This is a genomic window from Streptomyces sp. NPDC051913 (assembly GCF_044593635.1).
GTDB lineage: Bacteria > Actinomycetota > Actinomycetes > Streptomycetales > Streptomycetaceae > Streptomyces.
This window is the reverse complement of sequence record NZ_JBIUCI010000004.1, coordinates 192,538-210,869: the sequence shown is the minus strand read 5'-3', so window position 1 is coordinate 210,869 and position 18,332 is coordinate 192,538. Positions and strand designations below refer to the sequence as shown.

Here is an 18,332-nt window from a genome sequence, read left to right as displayed (position 1 = left end):
CCTAAGCTAAGTTCATCAACTGCTTTCTCGCCAGGCCTGCCACAGCCGTGCGTACCGGCCGTCCAGCGCCACGAGCTCCTCGTGGGTCCCCTGCTCGACCACGCGCCCCGCGTCCAGCACGGCGATCCGGTCGGCCGCCATCGCCTGGGTCAGCCGGTGGGCCACGAAGAGCGTGGTCCGGCCCGCGCACGCGGCCAGCACGGCCCGCTCCAGTTCGGCGGCGCCCTCACTGCCGGCCTCGGCGGTCGACTCGTCCAGCACCACCACCGGCGCGCGGCCCAACACCAGCCGCGCCAGGGCGATCTGCGTGACCTTGGTGACGTCGAGCCGCTCGCCGCCCTCGCCGACCGGCGTGCTCAGCCCCTCGAGCAGCGCCTCGACCCACCCCGCCGCGCCGACCGTGCGCAGCGCGTCGGCCAACTCCGCGTCGCTCGCCCGCGGCGCGGCCAGCCGCAGATCCTCGGCGAGCGGACCGGAGAACACATGGGTCTCCTGGGTCAGCAGGCTCACCAGGGCGCGCGCCCCGGCCTCGTCGAGGCCCGCCAGGTCGGTCGGTCCGATGCGCACCGTCCCGGCCTGCGGGGTGCCGATGCCCGCGACGAGCGCGGCCAGCGTGGTCTTGCCCGCGCCGGTGGCGCCCACCAGCGCGAGCGAACTCCCCGCCGGAATGGACAGGTTGACGTCTCTCAGGACCGGCTCCTCGGAGCCGGGGTAGGCGAAGGTCACGCCCTCCACACACACCGCGTACGACGCGGAACCGGCCGGCGCCACGGCCTCGTCGCCCACCAGCCGGTCCTCCGCCTCCTCCCCCAGCACCCCCACCAGCCGGGTCAGGCTCGCGCCCGACTTCTGCGCCTCGTCGAAGGTGAACATGATCATCCCGAGCGGGACGAACAGCCGGTGGAACAGCAGCGGGGCCGCCGACACCTCGCCCAGGGTGGCCGCGTCGGCCTCCAACAGGGCGTATCCGACACCGAGGATGAGGGTGAGCCCGATGAACTCGGCGCGGTTCTCCCGGCCCACGAACCGGCCGAAGAAGTGGAACACCTCGATGCCCAGGTCGCGCACCCGCCGCGACTCATGGGTGACCTTCTCCCGGAAGGCCTCTTCGAGACGGTACGCGCGGACCGTGTCGATCCCGTTCAGACCACTGATCAGCGCCTGGGCACGGTCGGCCTGGGCCGCGCGCTGCTTTCGGTAGAGCGGGGCGGAGCGCGGGAGGTACCAGCGCAGGGCCAGGGCGTACGCGGGCAGGGCGCCGGCCCCGGCCAGCCCGAGCCGCCAGTCGAGGCCGAACATGCCGGCCGTGGCGATGACGACCAGCACACCCGCCGAGAACACGGTGGGCACGGCCATCCGGATGCCCCGGGAGAGCACGGCGACATCGTCGCCGACCCGGGACAGCACATCGCCCCGGCCGACCTGTTCGATCCGTGCGCTCGGCATCCCGAGCACCGCGCGTACGGCCGACTCCCGCAGCTTCGCGAGCAGATCCGCGCCCAGCCGTCCGATCAGATACGTCGAGGCCGCGGTGGCCACCGCGCCGAGCAGGGCGGCGGCCACCATCACCCCGCCGATCCTGACCAGCACCGAGCGGGACTCCCCCGCCACGACCCCGTCGACCACCTGGCCGAGCAGCAGCACCGGAAGCACCTGGAGCGCCGCCCCCACCACCGAGGCGATCACGGTGGCGGCCGTCAGCCAGGGCAGCTCGCGGCAGTGGGCCACGACCCAGCGGGCGGCCTCACGGCCGGTGGTGGTCCGCAGCGCCGCCGGTGCGGCGCGCGGGTCGTCGGTGGCGGGTGCACCGGTGTCGTGCGTCTCGGTGTCGTGCGTCTCGGTGGTGCTCACACCTACCCGGCCGCCGACTTGACGAGCTCGTCGATGGCGTACGGCATCGACAGCAGGGTGCCTTGGGAGATGGCCGCGCCGACCGCCGGGCCCTCGCTGTCCAGCAGATAGGACACGTTGCCCTTCTTCACGGCGTCGAGGTTGGCGAAGAGCTTGAACTTCTTCAGCGCCTCGGTGTCGGCCTTGTCGTTGATGACGAAGATGTGGTCGACGTCGACGAGGTCGACGCGTTCCGGGGAGAGCTTGGTGTAGAAGCTGCCGCCCGCGACCTTGTCGATCTCCGTCTGGTACGTGAAGCCGATGCCGGACACGAGGCGGCCACGGACGTCGGTGGAGGTGAAGGGCGCGACCGAGTTCTCGTACCAGGACAGCGCGACGGCCTTCTGGTCGGCGAACTCGGGGTGTTCCTTCTTGGCGGTGTCCAGTTGACCCTGGATGTCCTGGACCAACTTCTCGCCCTCCTCGGCCTTGCCGAGCGCCTTGGCGATGTGGAGGGCGTTGTCCTGCCAGGGCGCGCTGAAGGGTTCCTTCTCGGCCTTGGTACGGCCGACCGTCGGCGCGATCCTGGAGAGCTTGTCGTAGGCGGCCTGGTCGATCTCGGAGTAGACCGCGATGATCAGGTCCGGGCGCAGGGCCGCGATCTTCTCGTAGTTGGGGCCGGAGTCACCGTTCGCCATGATGACCTCGGGCTTGGTGTCGCCCCACTTGTCCTTGACCCAGGGCCACTGGGTGTTGATGTCGGGGCTCTGCCCCGCCGGGTTGGGGTACTGGTCGACCATGCCGACGGGCTTGATGCCGAAGGCGAGGACGGTCTGGTCGTCGGTGTAGCCGACGGAGACGACCCGCTGGGGGGCCTTGGTGATCGTGGTGGTGCCGAAGGCGTGCTCCACCGTGACCGGGAAGGCGCCCGCGGCGGCGGTGGCCGAGGCGTTGTCGTCGGTCGGCTCGTCGGAGGAGTCGGAGCCGCATCCCGCGAGAAGGCCGACGGTCAGGCCCAAGGCGGACACCGTGGTCGCCAGCCGCCGCCAGGGCCTGGTGAGCGTCGTTCTACGGAGGAGCATCAGCCATCCCTTGCCTTCGCACGGTTCTAAGGGCAGGCAAACCTTACCCATAAAGATGAGGTTAGCCTAGCCTAACTGCCGCTCTTTCCCCGGTAGTTGGACCGAACCTGGGTGCGGCCGATCGGCACGATCAGCGGACGGTCCCCCACCGGGTCGTCGACGACCATGGCGCGCAGTCCGAACGCCTCGTGCAGCAGCTCGGTGGTGACGACGTCCCGCGGGTGCCCCTGCGCCAGGATGGCGCCCTCCTTCATCACCACGAGGTTGTCGCTGTAGCGGGTGGCCAGGTTGAGGTCGTGCAGCACCATCACGACGGTGCAGCCCGCCTCGTGCAGATCGTCGACCAGGTCGAGGACGTCGATCGCGTGCGCCAGGTCGAGGTAGGTGGTCGGTTCGTCCAGCAGCAGCAGATCAGTGCCCTGGGCCAGGGTCATCGAGATCCACACGCGCTGCCGCTGCCCGCCGGACAGGGTGTCGACGGGACGGTCGGCGAGGTCGGAGACGCCGGTCATGGCCAACGCCCTTGCCACCACGGCGTCGTCGTCCGAGGACCACTGCCGCAGCCAGCTCTGGTGCGGATGCCGGCCCCTGGCGACCAGGTCGGCCACGGTGAGCCCCTCGGGCGCGACCGGCGTCTGCGGCAGCAGGCCGAGCTTCTTCGCCACGTCCCGGGTCCTGAGCCGGACGATGTCGTCGCCGTCCAGCAGGACCGTGCCCCGGGTCGGCCTCAGCAGCCTCGACAGCGTCCTCAACAGGGTCGACTTGCCACAGCCGTTGGGGCCGATGATCGTCGTGATCGCCCCGGGCGGCACCGTCACGTCGAGCCCGTCGATGACGGTCCGGCCGCCGTATCCGACCGTGACGTCCTCGGCCGTCAGCCGTGCGACCTGCGCGACGGCGGACTCGACCCGGGTGATGTCCTGAGCGACCACGAGGCCCCCTACGTTTAGGCTTACCTAACTCTCCCATCATCTACCGGACGTTGGCCCGCACCAGCAGATAGACGAGGAACGGCCCGCCGATCGCGGCGGTCACCACACCGACCGGCAGGCCGACCGGCAACGCGGTGCGGGCGACCAGGTCGGCACCGATCAGCAGCAGCGCCCCGACCAGCCCCGAGGCCGCGAGCGGCGGCGTCGGGCAGCGGGTCAGTCGCAGCGCCACCTGCGGCGCGACCAGCGCGACGAACGGGACCGGGCCGGCCGCGCTCACCGCCGCGCCGGCCAGCAGGACCGCGCACAGCAGCATGACCGCCCGCACGCGCGCGTACCGGACGCCCAGCCCCGCCGCGACCTCGTCACCGAAGTGCAGCGGCTTGAACTGGAAGGCCACGCACGACACGACGGCGAGCAGGGCGAGCGTGCACCACAGGGCCGTCCACACCTCGCCCCAGCCGCGGTCGTCCAGCGAGCCCACCAGCCATGCCTGGGCCCGGGCCACGTCCCTGATGTCGGCCGTGGCCAGCAGCCAGGTGGTGATCGCCTCCATCACGGCGGTCACGGAGATACCGATGAGGATGAGCCGGAAGCCGTCGAGGCCGCGCCGCCACGCCAGGAAGTACACCAGCAGCCCGGTGCCGAGGCCGCCGCCGAGAGCCGCCGCCGAGAGCCCGACGGAGTCCACGATCGCCGCGGCGGTGCCGCCCGACACCGTCACCAGGAAGACGGCGACCGCCCCGGCGCCCGAGGTGATCCCGAGGACGTCCGGGCTGGCCAGCGGATTGCGCGCGATGGACTGGGTGATCGCCCCGGACACCCCGAGGGCGACCCCGACGACGAGTCCGGCCAGGGCCCGCGGCAGCCGCAGGTCCATGATGACGAACTCGTCGACCGGCTCGCCGTGGCCGAAGATCGTGGCGATCACCTGGGGCAGCCCGATGGGGAAGTCACCGATGCCGATGGAGAGACAGAACAGCAGGAAGGCCGCCGCGGCCAGCAGCAGGGTGACGGCCACGAGCCAGGGACGCCACACGAACGACACCCGGCCCAGCCGTACGCCCGGCAGCACCGCCGTCTTCGGCTCCGCGCTCATCGACTCCGCCCCGTTCACGCGTTCTTGAACTTTCCGAGCCACACCAGCGCCGCGAAGAACGGGGCGCCGAGGAGGGCGACGACGACCCCGGCGTCCAGTTCGCCCGGCCGGACCACGAGCCGCCCCACGATGTCGCACACCAGCAGCACGATCGCGCCCAGCAGTCCGGCGTACGGCACCAGCCAGCGGTAGTCGGGGCCGGTCAGGTACCGGGCCACGTGGGCGACCATCAGCCCGAGGAAGGCGATGGGGCCGCACGCCGCCGTCGCCGCGCCCGCGAGGAGGGTGATGGCGAGGATGCCGACGGTCCGGCTCAGCGCGATGTTCACGCCGAGTCCCCGGGCCACGTCGTCGCCGAGGTTGAGGAGGTTGATGGCCGGCAGCGTGCTGAGCGCCAGGACCAGGCCGACGGCGATGAACGCGGTCACCGGCCAGATGACACCGAAGCCGACCCCCGCCACGGACCCGGCGTTCCAGAACCGCAGCGCGTTCAGCGCGGCCTGGTCGGTGAGCGCGATCGCCGTGGTCATCGCGGCGAGGAACACCGCGACGCCCTGTCCCGCCAGGGCGAGCGTCAGCGGGTTGCCGGCGCCCCGGCCCAGGCTGGAGAGGCCGAAGACGACGACACCGGCGACCGCCGCGCCCAGGAAGGCGAACCAGACGTACTGGAAGGGGTTGGTGAGCCCGAACAAGGTGATCGCCGAGACCACCGCGAAGGACGCGCCCGCGTTCACCCCCAACAGGCCCGTGTCGGCGATCGGGTTGCGGGTGTGGCCCTGGATCAGCGCCCCGCCGACGCCCAGGGCGATGCCCGCCACCACGGCGAGCACCGTCCGGGGCACCCGGACCGTCCGGACGATGAGCCGGATCTCGGTGAGCCGCTGATCGGCCTCCGGCGCCGCGAACAGCCCGTGCCACACCTCGGCGGGACTCAACGCGCGCGCACCGACGGCCAGCGACACCGCCGCCGTGATCACGAGGATCGCCATCAGAGCACCCAGACCCACAACTCGCCGCCTACGGGCTGGTGTTGAGGCTCTGGGCGCGGCGCGCTCGACTGCGGTCATGCCCATGTGGACGTACGTTATCCCTTTGATCGAACCGGTTGAGCGGCTGTGGTCAGCGGGCGGCGGGGCTGCCGATCCCGTCGACGATCGGACGGGCCTCGTCGGTGGCGTTCTTGAGGACCGAGTCGAGGATCTCGCCGACCCTGATGGCGGTGTTGGAGAGCAGGGACGAGGTGATGCCGTGCGTGTGCTCGGTGCCGCCCTGGAGGTAGATGCCGCAGCGGAGTTCGGGGCGGGTGGCGATGCGGTAGTCGCGTTCGACGCGCAGCCGGCCCTCGTCGTCGCGCAGGCAGAGGTCGGCGACCTCCCCCAGGAGGCCCTGCGGGTCGGCGGGGCTGTAGCCGGTGGCGAAGACCACGATGTCGGCGTCCAGGAGCGTTTCCTCCCCGGTGACGAGGGACTTGACCGTGGCGCGCACCCCGTCGGGCTTCTCCTCGACGCCGACGAGACGGGAGACGTTGAGGAAGCGCAGCCGCTCGGTGCCGAGCACCTTCTCCTGGTACATCTGCCGGTAGAGGTCGTCGATCAGGTCGATGTCCACCACGGAGTAGTTGGTGTTTCCGTGGTACTCCATGAGCTGCCGTTTGACGTCGTCCGGGGCGGCGAAGTACTCGTCGACCGCGTCGGGGTCGAAGATCCGGTTGGCGAAGCTGCTGTCGTCGGCGGGGCTGTAGCCGTAGCGGGAGAAGACGGCGCAGACCTCGGCCCCGGGGAAGCGGCGGTGCAGATAGGCGACGTTCTCGGCGGCGCTCTGTCCGGCGCCGACGACGACGAACCGGGCCGGGGCGGCGCCGTCCAACTCCTCGACCTTGCCGAGAAGTTCGGCGTTGTGCCAGACGCGTTCGGTGCGCTCGACGCCCTCCGGCATGAGCGGGCGCAGGCCGGTGCCGATGACGAGGTTGCGGGCCCGGTGCAGGGCGAGCCCCTCGGCCGAGCGGACCGTCACCTCCAGATGGTCGACGACGCCGTCGCGGAGGACCGGGGAGACGGCGACGACCTCGTGGCCGTACGAGATCATGTCGTCGACCTGGTCGGCGGCCCACTCGAAGTAGTCGTGGAACTCCACCCGCAGCGGGAAGAGGTTCTTGTGGTTGATGAAGTCGATCAGCCGCCCCTTGCTCTTCAGATAGCAGAGGAAGCTGTACTCGCTGGCCGGGTTCCGGAGCGTCACCAGGTCCTTGAGGAAGGACACCTGCATGGTCGCGTCGTCGATCAGCATCCCGCGGTGCCAGCCGAAGCTCGGCTGCTGCTCGAAGAAGTGAGCGCTGATCCCCTCCTGCCGGTCGACGCGTGCGTTGTGCTCGCTCAATGCGATCGCCAGGGCCACGTTGGAGGGGCCGAAGCCAACTCCTATGAGGTCGTGGATCAGTGATGCGTCGTCAGGAAGAGCCTGTGCCATGTCACTCCCATCCCGCGGGTGGATGGGCACGCCTACGGAGGGACGGCCCAAAACTTAGGTAAGGCTAAGCTCATCCTGTGCAACTGTCGATAGGCAGTGCACCGTTGTGCGCTTAGGTAAGCCTTGCTTTACTGACGGCGGTCAGTCCCTGCTCCGAGGAGGAACCGCATGCGGGTCGTCATGTTCGGCTATCAGACCTGGGGGCACCGGACCCTCCGCGCCCTGCTGGACTCCGAGCACGACGTGGTCCTGGTGGTGACCCACCCCAAGAGCGAGCACGCCTACGAGAAGATCTGGAGCGACTCGGTCGCCGACCTCGCCGAGGAGCACGGCGTGCCGGTGGTCATCCGCAACCGCCCTGACGACGACGAGCTGTTCGCGCGCCTCGAGGAGGCCGACCCGGACATCATCGTGGCCAACAACTGGCGTACGTGGATCCCCCCGCGCATCTTCGACCTGCCCCGGTACGGCACGCTGAACGTGCACGACTCGCTGCTGCCGAAGTACGCCGGCTTCTCCCCGCTGATCTGGGCCCTGATCAACGGCGAGTCCGAAGTGGGCGTCACCGCGCACCTGATGAACGACGAGCTCGACGCCGGCGACATCGTCCGCCAGGAAGCCGTGCCGGTCGGGCCGAGGGACACCGCCACCGACCTCTTCCACCGCACGGTCGACCTGATCGCCCCGGTCACCACCGGCGCGCTCGCTCTCATCGCCTCCGGACAGACGGAGTTCACCCGGCAGGACCGCTCGCAGGCCAGCTTCTTCCACAAGCGCTCGATCGAGGACAGCCGCATCGACTGGACGTGGCCCGCGGAAGACCTCGAACGCCTGGTGCGCGCCCAGTCGGAGCCGTACCCGAGCGCGTTCACCTTCCACAAGGGCAGGCGGCTCGAAGTCCTCGCCTCGGTCGTCTCCGAGGGCCGGTACGGCGGGACGCCCGGCCGGATCTTCTACCGCGAGGGCGAGGGTGTCGTCATCGTCGCCGGGGCCGACGCGCGCACGGGCCGCAACCACGGGCTGGCCATCACCCGCGTGCGCACCGAGGACGGCCGGGAGCTGCCCGCGGCCGAGTACTTCACCAGCATGGGCGGGTATCTCACCAACCAGCCCTGACATCGGGGTACTTGATCCCAACGGCCCGTCACCGCGCGCGCAGTGACGGGCCGACCCATGTCCGGTTCAGTGGCCGTGGCCACCCTCGGCCTCCTCGTGCCCCGCACCGGTCTGCACCGTGAACGCCGCTGTGCGGACCTGGCCTTCGTGCTTGAAGTCCAGGAACAGACGGTACGTTCCGTCGCTCGGGGCGGTGGCCGTGAAGGAGATGTCCGGGCCGGACCCGGTCCCGGCGTTGGGGTGGACGTGGAGGTAGGCGAGGTCACCGGAGCGCAGGGCCACCAGGTGGCCGTAGGCCCCGAGATAGGGCTGGAGGTCGGTGACGGGGCGACCGTCGCGGGTGACCTTGAGCTTGAGCTCGGTCGCGGTGTTCCGGGTGAGGCCGCCGGTCAGCGCGACCTTGTAGCCGTCGACGGTGGCGATGCCGCTCGGGGCCGGAAGCTTCTGGGGCGCGTAGGCGCCCGAGGCGGCCAGGTCCGCGCCGAGGACGAGGTTCTCCGCCCCCTTCTTCGCCGGGGTGAAGTCGGCGAAGACGCGGTAGCCGCCCGCACGGGGCAGGGACACGGGGATGCTCCAGGTGCCGTCGGCGGCCCGGGTGGGGTGCAGATGACGGTAGGTGACGAGGTCGCGTGAGGCGACGATGAGGTGGAGTTCCTTGTCGTGCTCGCGTTGGTACGCGGTGACGGCACGGCCCGCCGCGTCCCGTATCGCGAACCTCAGCTCGGCGCGCTGCCCGGCCGTGACGCTCGGGGTCCTCAGATCGAGGGTGTAGCCACCCTCGGAGATCTGGAGCCCGCCGGCCGGACTCTCCTCGTGCCCCGCCTCCTCACCCCCTCCTTCGTGGCCCCCTCCTTCGTGACCGCCATGGGAAGCGGGGGCACTCTCCGTGACGACCGGGTCGATGCCCCTGCCCACGCCGTACGCGGTTCCGAAGGTCGCGGCGAGCGCGGCGGCGAACGCGGAGATCTTGAGTCCTGCATGCATGGCCAGCTCCTCGGTGATCACGGCCGCCGAACGTCGGTCACGGCGCCTCAACGCAGTCGACGATACCCCTGGGGGGTATAAAGTCAACCGCTGGAGCCGCTTGTGTTTGATACCCCCCATAGGTATACCTTGGGCCATGGCGGAGATACCCCCGCCCCCTATCCATCCCACGAGGAGCAGCAGCGATGACCACCACCGCGACCGGAGCCCTCTCCGAAGCCGCCTCTTCCGAGGTCGAGCTCGCCATCGGCGGCATGACCTGCGCCTCCTGCGCCGCCCGCATCGAGAAGAAGCTCAACCGCATGGACGGGGTGACCGCCACGGTCAACTGCGCCACCGAGAAGGCCAAGGTCAGCTACGCCGGTGACGTCTCCGTACAGGACCTCATAGCGACCGTCGAGAAGACCGGGTACACCGCACAGGAACCGTCACCTCCCGAGGAACCCGGGGACGACGAGCCCGTGGACGACGAACTGCGCACGCTGCGGCAGCGGTTGGCCACCGCGGCGCTGCTCGCCCTTCCCGTCGTCGCGATGGCCATGATCCCTGCGCTCCAGTTCGAGTACTGGCAGTGGCTGTCGCTGACGCTGGCGGCGCCGGTCGTCACATACGCCGCATGGCCCTTCCACAAGGCGGCGTTCACCAACGCGCGGCACGGCGCCGCGACCATGGACACGTTGATCTCGGTGGGCACGCTCGCCGCGTTCACCTGGTCGGTGTGGGCGCTGTTCTTCGGGACCGCCGGCACCCCGGGCATGAAGCACCCCTTCGAGCTGACGATCGCCCGCGGTGACGGCGCCGGCAACATCTATCTGGAGGCCGCCGCCGGAGTCACCGCCTTCATCCTGGCCGGGCGGTACTTCGAGGCACGCTCCAAGCGCAAGGCGGGTGCCGCCCTGCGGGCGCTGCTGGAGCTGGGCGCCAAGGACGTGACCGTGATCGGGAGCGACGGGCGTGAACGGTCCCTTGCCGTGGGCGAGTTGAAGGTAGGCGACCGGTTCCTGGTGCGGCCCGGCGAGAAGATCGCCACCGACGGGACGGTGGTCGAGGGCTCCTCGGCCGTGGACGCCTCGATGCTGACCGGCGAGTCGGTGCCGGTGGAGGTCGCCCAGGGGGACGCGGTCACCGGTGCCACGGTCAACGCCGGCGGACGTCTCGTCGTCGAGGCCACGCGGGTCGGCGCCGACACCCAACTCGCCCGTATGGCACAGCTGGTGGAGGACGCGCAGAACGGGAAGGCGGCGGCGCAGCGGCTCGCGGACCGGATCTCCGCGGTGTTCGTCCCGATCGTGATCGCCCTAGCGCTCGGCACCCTGGGTTTCTGGCTGGGCAACGGCGCCGGGCTGACGGCCGCGTTCACCGCCGCGGTCGCCGTGCTGATCATCGCCTGCCCGTGCGCGTTGGGGCTGGCCACGCCGACCGCGCTGCTCGTCGGCACCGGGCGCGGCGCACAGCTCGGCATCCTCATCAAGGGTCCTGAGGTCCTGGAGTCCACGCGCAGGGTCGACACGATCGTCCTCGACAAGACCGGCACGGTCACGACGGGCCGGATGACGCTGCTGGCCGTACACACCACCGAGAGCACCGACGCGGCCGAAGTCCTGCGGCTGGCAGGCGCGTTGGAGCACGCCTCCGAGCACCCGATCGCCCGCGCCGTGGCCGACGGGGCACTGGGGAAGCTCGGTTCGCTGCCGACGCCCGAGGACTTCGCGAACGTTCCGGGGCTGGGCGTGCAGGGGATCGTCGACGGGCACGCGGTGCTGGTGGGACGGGAGCGGCTGCTGAGCGAGTGGGCGATGGAACTCCCCCAGCGGCTCGCGCGGTCGAAGTCCGAGGCCGAGGCGTCCGGTCGTACGGCGATCGCCGTCGCCTGGGACGGCGAGACGCGGGCCGTGCTGGAGGTCGCGGACGCGGTCAAGGAGACCAGCGCCGAGGCGATCACCCGGCTTCGGGCACTGGGCCTGACACCCGTCCTGCTGACCGGCGACAACGAGGCGGTGGCGCAGGCTGTCGCCCGCGAGGTCGGTATCGCGCCCGAGGACGTGATCGCCGAAGTGCTGCCGCAGGACAAGGTCGACGTGGTCAAGCGCCTTCAGAGCGAGGGGCGTTCGGTGGCCATGGTCGGCGACGGCGTCAACGACGCGGCCGCCCTCGCCCGGGCCGACCTGGGACTCGCGATGGGCACGGGCACGGACGCCGCGATCGAGGCCGGTGACCTGACCCTCGTCCGCGGCGACCTGCGGGCGGCGGCGGACGCCATCCGGCTGGCCAGGCGCACCCTGGGCACCATCCGGTCCAACCTGTTCTGGGCCTTCGCCTACAACGTGGCCGCCCTGCCGCTCGCCGCGGCCGGACTGCTCAACCCGATGCTCGCCGGAGCGGCCATGGCCTTCTCGTCGGTGTTCGTGGTGGGGAACTCGCTGCGGCTGCGGTCGTTCAAGGCGGCGGACTGAGGGACCGGACCACCCAGCGACGACGCGGCGCCCGCCGGATGACACCGGCGGGCGCTGCGATCTCTGTTCTCGGGCCGGCTTCTCGGGCCGGCTTCTCAGCCCAACTTCCTCAGCAGCTCGTCCGCGAGCGGCGCGGAGGACGCCGGGTTCTGGCCGGTGACGAGGTTGCGGTCGACGACGACCTTCGGGGCCCACGGCTGGCCCACCTGGACCTGTACGCCCGCCTCGGTGAGCCGGTCCTGGAGCAGCCACTTGGCCTTGTCGGCGAGGCCGCCCTGGATCTCCTCGTCGTTGGTGAACGCGGCCACCTGGTAGCCGGCGAAGGAGTTGGTGCCGTCGCCCTTCACCGCGGCGAGCAGCGCGGCCGGGCCGTGGCAGACCACGCCGAGGGGCTTCCCGGACTCCAGGGCGAGGGTCAGCAGCTCGCCGGAAGCGGTGTCGACGGCCAGGTCCTCCATGGGGCCGTGGCCGCCGGGGTAGAAGACGGCGGCGTAGTCGTCGAGGTCGACGTCCGCGAGCTTGACCGGCTGCTGAAGCTCGGTCATCGCGGCGAGCGCGGCGGCGGTACGGTCGGCGCCCTCCTGGCCGCCGTTGTACTCGGGCGCGAGGCTGCCCTTGTCGACGGTGGGGACGACCCCGCCGGGGGTGGCGACGACGATCTCGTGTCCCGCGGCCTTGAAGGCCCGGTACGGGGCGACGGCCTCCTCGGCCCAGAAGCCGGTGGGGTGGAGGGTGCCGTCGGCGAGGGTCCAGTGGTCGGCGCCGGTCATGACGAAGAGGATCTTTGACATGCTTCGAACGTAGGCCAGCCCACCCATAGAAATCCAATAGGCTCACATATATGAGAGATAGGGAATCCAATGACCACCCGGCCGGAGGCGCCCTGGACCTGAACCTGCTGCGCACGTTCCTGACCGTGTACCGCACCGGCTCCTTCACCGCCGCCGCCCGTCTCCTCGGCCTCTCCCAGCCCACGGTGACCACACAGATCCGCGCTCTGGAGCGGCAGCTGGACCGTGAGCTGTTCGAGCGCCTCGCCCGCGGGGTGGCGCCCGCGCCCTACGCCGACGAACTGGCCGCGCGGGTCGTCGAACCGCTGGACGCGCTCGCCTCGGTGGCCCAGCCGGAGGACACCCCGGCCGAACCCGTGCACCTGGCCGGCCCCGCCGAGTTCCTGACCCGTTCCGTCCTGCCGGGTATCGCACCGCTCGTGGAGAAGGGCGTACGACTGCGCGTCACGCCCGGCCTGACCGAGCCGCTCCTCGACGATCTGCGCGCGGGCCGGCACGACCTGGTGATCGCCACCTTCCGGCCCCGCGGCCGGACCCTGGCCTCGGTGCCGCTCAACGACGAGGAGTTCGTGCTGGTCACCGGGGTCGCCTGGGCGCGGCGGATCGGCGGCCCGGGACGGATCGCGACGGAGGGAGCCGCCGCGTTGCACGGCGTCCCCCTGGTCGCGTACGCCGAGGACCTGCCGATCGTGCGCCGCTACTGGCGGCATGTGTTCGGCAAGCGCCTGACTGGTCAGCCCGCGGTGACGATGCCCGATCTGAACGGTGTCAGGGCGGCGGTCGTAGGCGGTACGGGGTTCTCGGTGCTGCCCCGCTATCTCTGTGCCGACGAGCTGGCGTCCGGTGCGCTGGTCCTGCTGCACGATCCGGAGGACCCGCCCATCAACACCGGCTTCCTGGTGCAGCGTCCCGGGGTGTCGGGCAACCCGCACGTGGCCGTCGTACGCGACCATCTGCTGCGGGCCGCCCGGGCGCGGTAGTCAGGCGTCGCGCCCGTCCTGGCCGCCTGCCGCCGGCCGCCTGTCCGAGGAACGCCGTTTGCAGGGCGTCCAGTTGGAGATCCTCTATGTCGACGACCGCATCCTCTAGGTGCGCACACCGGAAGGCGGGCCGCGTGTTCCGTAGAAGTGCCGTCGCGTTGGCGGCGGTTGGCGCGCTCGCGCTGGCCGGTTGCGGCGCCGAGGGGTCCGGGGGTACGGCCACCGGGCCCACGGCGGTGACGGCCGACGCCACGACGGACACCCCGTCCCCCGTCACCAGCTCCGGGCAGCAGCTCGTGGCCATGAACATCAGCGGCGGTTTCGCCGGCGTCTCCCAGCAGGTGGTCCTGGGCGGCGACGGCACCGTGCACGCCCGTGACAACGGCAAGTCCGCGGTGCGCCGCGCCGGCGGGGCCGAGTTCGAGGAACTGCGGACGCTGCTCGGCGACCCGGCGCTGGACGAGGTTCCCGACCTCACGGTCAACACGGGCGCCGCCGACCTGTTCCGGTACGAACTCCGCTTCGACGGCCGCACGGTCACGACCGACCGCTCCACGCGGCACCCCGCCCTCGACCGTCTCATCGACGCCCTGAGCGAGTTCCTGCCGAAGGGATGACGGCGTACTCCCGCCTCAGTACGTCGGCTTACTCCCCCTGTCAGACGCCCTCGCGGCACCCGTCCGGGCACGGTGGGCCCATGAAACTCAGCCGCCCGGCCCGCAAGGGCTCCCTCGTGGTCCATGTCGTCGCCTCGGCCGGCTGGCTCGGGCTCACCTTCGGCCTGCTCGCACTCGGGATCACCGCGGCGACCACCGGCGACCCGGCGACCGTGGAGTCCTCGGTCCGGGCCATGAAGGTGTTCGCCGACTGGCTTCTCCTCCCCCTCGCGCTCCTCACGTTCGTCAGCGGCCTGGTGCTGTCGCTGGGGACGCCGTGGGGTCTCGCGCGGCATCGCTGGGTCGTCACGAAGTTCTGGCTGACCCTCGCCACGCTCACCGCCACGGCGTTCGTCCTGCGCCCCGCCGTGAACTCCGCGGTCGCCGCCGCGGCCGCGGGGCATCCGTTGCCGGACACCGGTGACGTCCTGTTCGGGCCGATCGTGTCGTCGAGCGCGTACGTCTTCATGACGGTGATCTCGGTGCTCAAGCCGTGGGGACGGACGCGGCGCGGGCGCGTACAGCGGTCGGCCCCGACTCCCGTCGCCCGCGGCGGCATTGACGTCCCGGCCCGAGCCGCGTCACGGTGATGACCCGTCAGCGAATCCCGGAGGGCGTCCATGACAGCACCGTCGGCACCCCACTCCGCATCCGAGCTCGTCCAACGGGTACGGGACATCCGCCCGCTGATCGCCGAGCACGCGCTGCGGACCGAGCAGGAGAGGCGGGTGACGGGCGAGGTCGTCGCGGCGCTCACCGAGGCCGGGGTCTACCGGATGAACGTCCCCCGGCGGTACGGCGGTTACCAGTCGCGGCTGCGCACCCAGGTCGACGCCCTGGCCGAGGTCGCCGGGGCGTGCGGCTCGGCCGGGTTCATGGCCCTGATCCAGGCGGGCTGCGCGTTCATCGCGGCGCTCTTCCCCGACGAGGCGCAGGACGAGATCTTCACCAGCCCAGACGTCCGGGTCGGCGGCACACTCATCCCGGGCCCCACCGCCGTCGCGGTGGACGGCGGCTATCTCGTCAACGGCACCTCGGGCTTCGCCACCGGCTGCCAGGACGCCGACTGGCATCTGCTCACGGCCAGGGTCGAGTCCGGCGAGTCCGGCGACGGGCCGCCCGAGGTGCTGTGGGCGGCCGTGCCCATGGCCGAACTGGAGATCCTGGACGACTGGCACGTCTCCGGCCTCGCCGGCTCCGGCAGCAACAGCGTGGTCGCCCATGACGTCCTCGTCCCCGCACACCGCGTCCTGCCCGTCGGGCCGCTGCTGGCCGGCGAGTTCCCGTCGAAGGCGAACGCCGACGACCCCTTCTACCGGATGCCGGTCCTGCTGATGTTCTGCGTCTGGACGGCCCCGCACGCGCTCGGTCTGGCCCGGGCGTCCCTGGCGGAGTTCACCGAACGCATCCACCGGCGGGGCATCACGTACACGTTCCACGAGCGGCAGCACGAGGCGACCGTGACGCATCTCCAGGCAGCCGAGGCGACGCTGAAGATCTCCTGTGCCGAGCTGCTGACGGACGACATCGTGGCTCGCGTCGAGGCCGGGGAGCCGTTCACCACGCAGGAGCGCGCGAGGATCCGGGCGCAGAGCGGGTACGTGGCGCGGCTGTGCAAGGAGGCGGTCGATCTGATCGCCTCCGCGTCCGGCGCGTCCTCGCTGCGCCGGGAGGTGCCCGTACAGCGGGCGGTACGCGATCTGCACGCCCTCAACCTGCACTCCTTCGTCAATCCGGCGACCAATCTGGAGCTGTACGGGCGGGTCCTGTCCGGACTCGATCCAGGGACGCTCTTCCTCTAGTCGAAGGGTGATCCAGACCACGAGGGGAACGATGTCGTTTCTCTGATGGCGGGGCTATGCTGAGGCTCAAGCGAACGAAACCGTTTCGTTCAGGAGGGTCGCCCCCCATGACCTCTGTACTCATCGTCAGTACCCAGTCGCTCCAGCGGCTCGGCCTGCGCATGCTCCTGACGGACCAGCCCGACCTGACCGTCGCCGGCGAGGCGACCACCGGCGCCGAAGCCGTACGGATGAGCGCCGTGCTCCGCCCCGACGTCGTCCTGCTGGACGGCCGCGTCCAGGACACCGACGGCATCGATGTCATCCGCCGGATCACGCACCCGCCGGCCTTCGCCGCCTCCCCCGGCCTCGCCGAAGCAGCGGCCCGCCCGCCGCGTGTCCTGGTCCTCACCCCCGACACCCACGAGCAGTACGCCTCCGCCGCGCTGCGGGCCGGAGCCGGCGGGTTCGTCCTCGAGAACGCCGCCCCCGAGGAACTGATCGCGGCGATCCGGGTCGTGGCTGTCGGAGACGCCGTCATCACCCCCAATCTCACCCGCGCCCTCATCGACACCGTCCGACAGCAGCAGCCGGTCCGCCCCGCCGCGAGCGGGGTCGGCCTGGACACGCTCACCGAGCGGGAGCGCGACGTCCTCACCGCCATCGCCTCCGGCTGGTCCAACGCGGAGATCGCGGCCCGCCTGAGCATCGCCCCGACGACCGTGAAGTCCCACGTCAGCCACATCCTCGCCAAGATCGGGGCACGCGCCCGCGTCCACGCGGTGGTCTTCGCCTACGAGACGGGCCTGGTGCGCCCCGCCGCCTGAGACGACCGCCCGCCTGCGAGGCGCCTCGCCGCCTGGGGCCACTACCCTCCCGCGAGGCGCCGCGAAGCGCCCTGCCCCGGACGTTTGAGGCGCCCCGAAGTGGTCAGGCGCGGGGGATGTCCCCGCTTCCCGCCACCGCGGTCCCGCCCGTGCCCGGCCGCCCCGCCGGGGAACGTGACGCGTTCTTCGACAACGCCAAGTACCTGGCGATCCTCCTGGTGGCGACCGGGCACGCGTGGGAGCCGCTGCGGGACGGCAGCCGCACGGTCAGCGCGCTCTACATGCTCGTGTACGCCTTCCACATGCCGGCGTTCGTCGTCGTCGCCGGCCACTTCTCCCGGTCCTTCGACGCGAGCCCGCGGCGGCTGAGACGGCTGGTGACCGGGGTCGCCCTCCCGTACGTGGTCTTCGAGACCGCGTACACCCTTTGGACGAGGTGGACCGACGACGCCCCGGACCGGCCGGTCAGCCTCCTGGAACCGCTGTATCTGACCTGGTTCCTGGCCGCGTTGTTCATCTGGCGGCTGACGACCCCGCTGTGGCGGTCGGTGCGGTGGCCGCTGCCGCTCGCCCTCGGTGTCGCCGTGGCCGCGAGCATGACCCCGTCGATCGGAGAGGACCTCGATCTCCAGCGCACACTCCAGTTCCTGCCGTACTTCGTCCTGGGCCTCTGTCTGAGGCCGGAGCATGTCCGGCTGGTGCGCCACCGCTCGGCGCGAGCGCTGGCGGTACCGGTGTTCGTGGGCGCGCTGGGTGTCGCGTACTGGGCCGTGCCGCGGATGAGCGGGGCCTGGTTCTACCACCGCGACAGCGTCCAGGAACTCGGCGCGCCGGGCTGGTCGGGCCTGTTGATGACACCGGTGGTCTTCGGCTGCTCGACCCTGCTGGTCGCCTGCTTCCTCGCGTGGGTGCCCGGGCGCCGGGCGTGGTTCACCACACTGGGCGCGGGCACGCTGTACGGCTATCTGCTGCACGGGTTCGTCGCGCAGGGCTCCGAGCCCTGGGGCTGGTACGACCCCGCCTGGGTCCATGAACCTCTCGGGATCGTCGTCGTCACGGCCGTGGCCGCGACGGTCGTGACCGTGCTGTGCACCCCGCCGGTGCGCCGACTGTTCCGCTGCGTCATGGAGCCGGACCTGACGTGGCCCTTCCACGACCGGCGTGCAGCCCACCGGACTGCGGTGTCACACCCGTTTGCTACGCTCCCGGAGCCTCCCGCGGGGGAAGTCCGGTGAGAGTCCGGCGCTGACCCGCAACGGTGTGCGCGACGGCCCGACCTCCGTCGCGTGAGCCCGATCGCCTGTGGGTGGTGCGACCCGTTGACTGCTCGCCGTG

16 protein-coding genes and 1 riboswitch are annotated in these 18,332 nt (G+C 71.1%); of the genes, 8 read left to right on the top strand and 8 right to left on the bottom strand.

Features of this window, described 5'->3' with window-relative positions; all coding sequences use genetic code 11:
• Positions 1-15: 15 nt before the first annotated feature.
• From ACIHIX_RS13610 to ACIHIX_RS13585, 6 genes are all read right to left on the bottom strand, one after another.
• Positions 16-1,767, bottom strand: coding sequence for an ABC transporter ATP-binding protein (locus ACIHIX_RS13610; RefSeq protein ID WP_399955582.1), 1,752 nt, complete (start codon positions 1,765-1,767; stop codon positions 16-18).
• A gap of 86 nt (positions 1,768-1,853) precedes the next feature.
• The gene (locus ACIHIX_RS13605; protein ID WP_399954301.1) at positions 1,854-2,912 is read right to left on the bottom strand and encodes an iron-siderophore ABC transporter substrate-binding protein; all 1,059 of its coding nucleotides are present in this window, start codon (positions 2,910-2,912) and stop codon (positions 1,854-1,856) included.
• Between the two features lie 71 nt (positions 2,913-2,983).
• The gene (locus tag ACIHIX_RS13600) at positions 2,984-3,844 is read right to left on the bottom strand and encodes an ABC transporter ATP-binding protein (protein WP_399954298.1); all 861 of its coding nucleotides are present in this window, start codon (positions 3,842-3,844) and stop codon (positions 2,984-2,986) included.
• A gap of 40 nt (positions 3,845-3,884) precedes the next feature.
• Entirely contained in the window at positions 3,885-4,943 is a 1,059-nt protein-coding gene (locus tag ACIHIX_RS13595) for a FecCD family ABC transporter permease (RefSeq protein WP_399954295.1), read from the bottom strand.
• A gap of 14 nt (positions 4,944-4,957) precedes the next feature.
• Complete coding sequence (locus ACIHIX_RS13590) at positions 4,958-6,016, bottom strand: FecCD family ABC transporter permease (protein WP_399954292.1); 1,059 nt, start codon at positions 6,014-6,016, stop codon at positions 4,958-4,960.
• A gap of 46 nt (positions 6,017-6,062) precedes the next feature.
• Complete coding sequence (locus tag ACIHIX_RS13585; RefSeq protein ID WP_399954289.1) at positions 6,063-7,409, bottom strand: lysine N(6)-hydroxylase/L-ornithine N(5)-oxygenase family protein; 1,347 nt, start codon at positions 7,407-7,409, stop codon at positions 6,063-6,065.
• Between the two features lie 168 nt (positions 7,410-7,577).
• Between ACIHIX_RS13585 and ACIHIX_RS13580 the strand changes: the two genes are divergently transcribed.
• Entirely contained in the window at positions 7,578-8,525 is a 948-nt protein-coding gene (locus ACIHIX_RS13580; protein ID WP_399954286.1) for a methionyl-tRNA formyltransferase, read from the top strand.
• Between the two features lie 66 nt (positions 8,526-8,591).
• Here ACIHIX_RS13580 and ACIHIX_RS13575 read toward each other — a convergent pair whose 3' ends face one another.
• The gene (locus ACIHIX_RS13575; protein WP_399954283.1) at positions 8,592-9,509 is read right to left on the bottom strand and encodes a hypothetical protein; all 918 of its coding nucleotides are present in this window, start codon (positions 9,507-9,509) and stop codon (positions 8,592-8,594) included.
• Positions 9,510-9,694: 185 nt separating this feature from the next.
• Between ACIHIX_RS13575 and ACIHIX_RS13570 the strand changes: the two genes are divergently transcribed.
• Entirely contained in the window at positions 9,695-11,962 is a 2,268-nt protein-coding gene (locus tag ACIHIX_RS13570; protein ID WP_399954281.1) for a heavy metal translocating P-type ATPase, read from the top strand.
• A 95-nt stretch (positions 11,963-12,057) separates the two neighbouring features.
• On the opposite strand, the gene ACIHIX_RS13565 is transcribed toward ACIHIX_RS13570, so the two are convergent.
• Positions 12,058-12,753, bottom strand: coding sequence for a type 1 glutamine amidotransferase domain-containing protein (locus ACIHIX_RS13565; RefSeq protein WP_399954278.1), 696 nt, complete (start codon positions 12,751-12,753; stop codon positions 12,058-12,060).
• Between the two features lie 50 nt (positions 12,754-12,803).
• Between ACIHIX_RS13565 and ACIHIX_RS13560 the strand changes: the two genes are divergently transcribed.
• The 6 genes from ACIHIX_RS13560 to ACIHIX_RS13535 all read left to right on the top strand — a co-directional run bounded on the left by ACIHIX_RS13560 (position 12,804) and on the right by ACIHIX_RS13535 (position 18,232).
• A complete protein-coding gene (locus ACIHIX_RS13560) occupies positions 12,804-13,733 on the top strand; it encodes a LysR family transcriptional regulator (protein WP_399954275.1) in 930 nt (309 codons plus the stop codon).
• Between the two features lie 134 nt (positions 13,734-13,867).
• A complete protein-coding gene (locus ACIHIX_RS13555; protein ID WP_399954273.1) occupies positions 13,868-14,350 on the top strand; it encodes a hypothetical protein in 483 nt (160 codons plus the stop codon).
• An 80-nt stretch (positions 14,351-14,430) separates the two neighbouring features.
• A complete protein-coding gene (locus tag ACIHIX_RS13550; RefSeq protein WP_399954270.1) occupies positions 14,431-14,979 on the top strand; it encodes a DUF2269 family protein in 549 nt (182 codons plus the stop codon).
• Positions 14,980-15,009: 30 nt separating this feature from the next.
• The gene (locus tag ACIHIX_RS13545; protein ID WP_399954267.1) at positions 15,010-16,191 is read left to right on the top strand and encodes an acyl-CoA dehydrogenase family protein; all 1,182 of its coding nucleotides are present in this window, start codon (positions 15,010-15,012) and stop codon (positions 16,189-16,191) included.
• Positions 16,192-16,298: 107 nt separating this feature from the next.
• A complete protein-coding gene (locus ACIHIX_RS13540) occupies positions 16,299-16,997 on the top strand; it encodes a LuxR C-terminal-related transcriptional regulator (protein WP_399954264.1) in 699 nt (232 codons plus the stop codon).
• A 116-nt stretch (positions 16,998-17,113) separates the two neighbouring features.
• A complete protein-coding gene (locus ACIHIX_RS13535) occupies positions 17,114-18,232 on the top strand; it encodes an acyltransferase family protein (protein ID WP_399954261.1) in 1,119 nt (372 codons plus the stop codon).
• Positions 18,219-18,298: riboswitch (cobalamin riboswitch) on the top strand. Its footprint overlaps the gene before it by 14 nt.
• Positions 18,299-18,332: the final 34 nt, after the last annotated feature.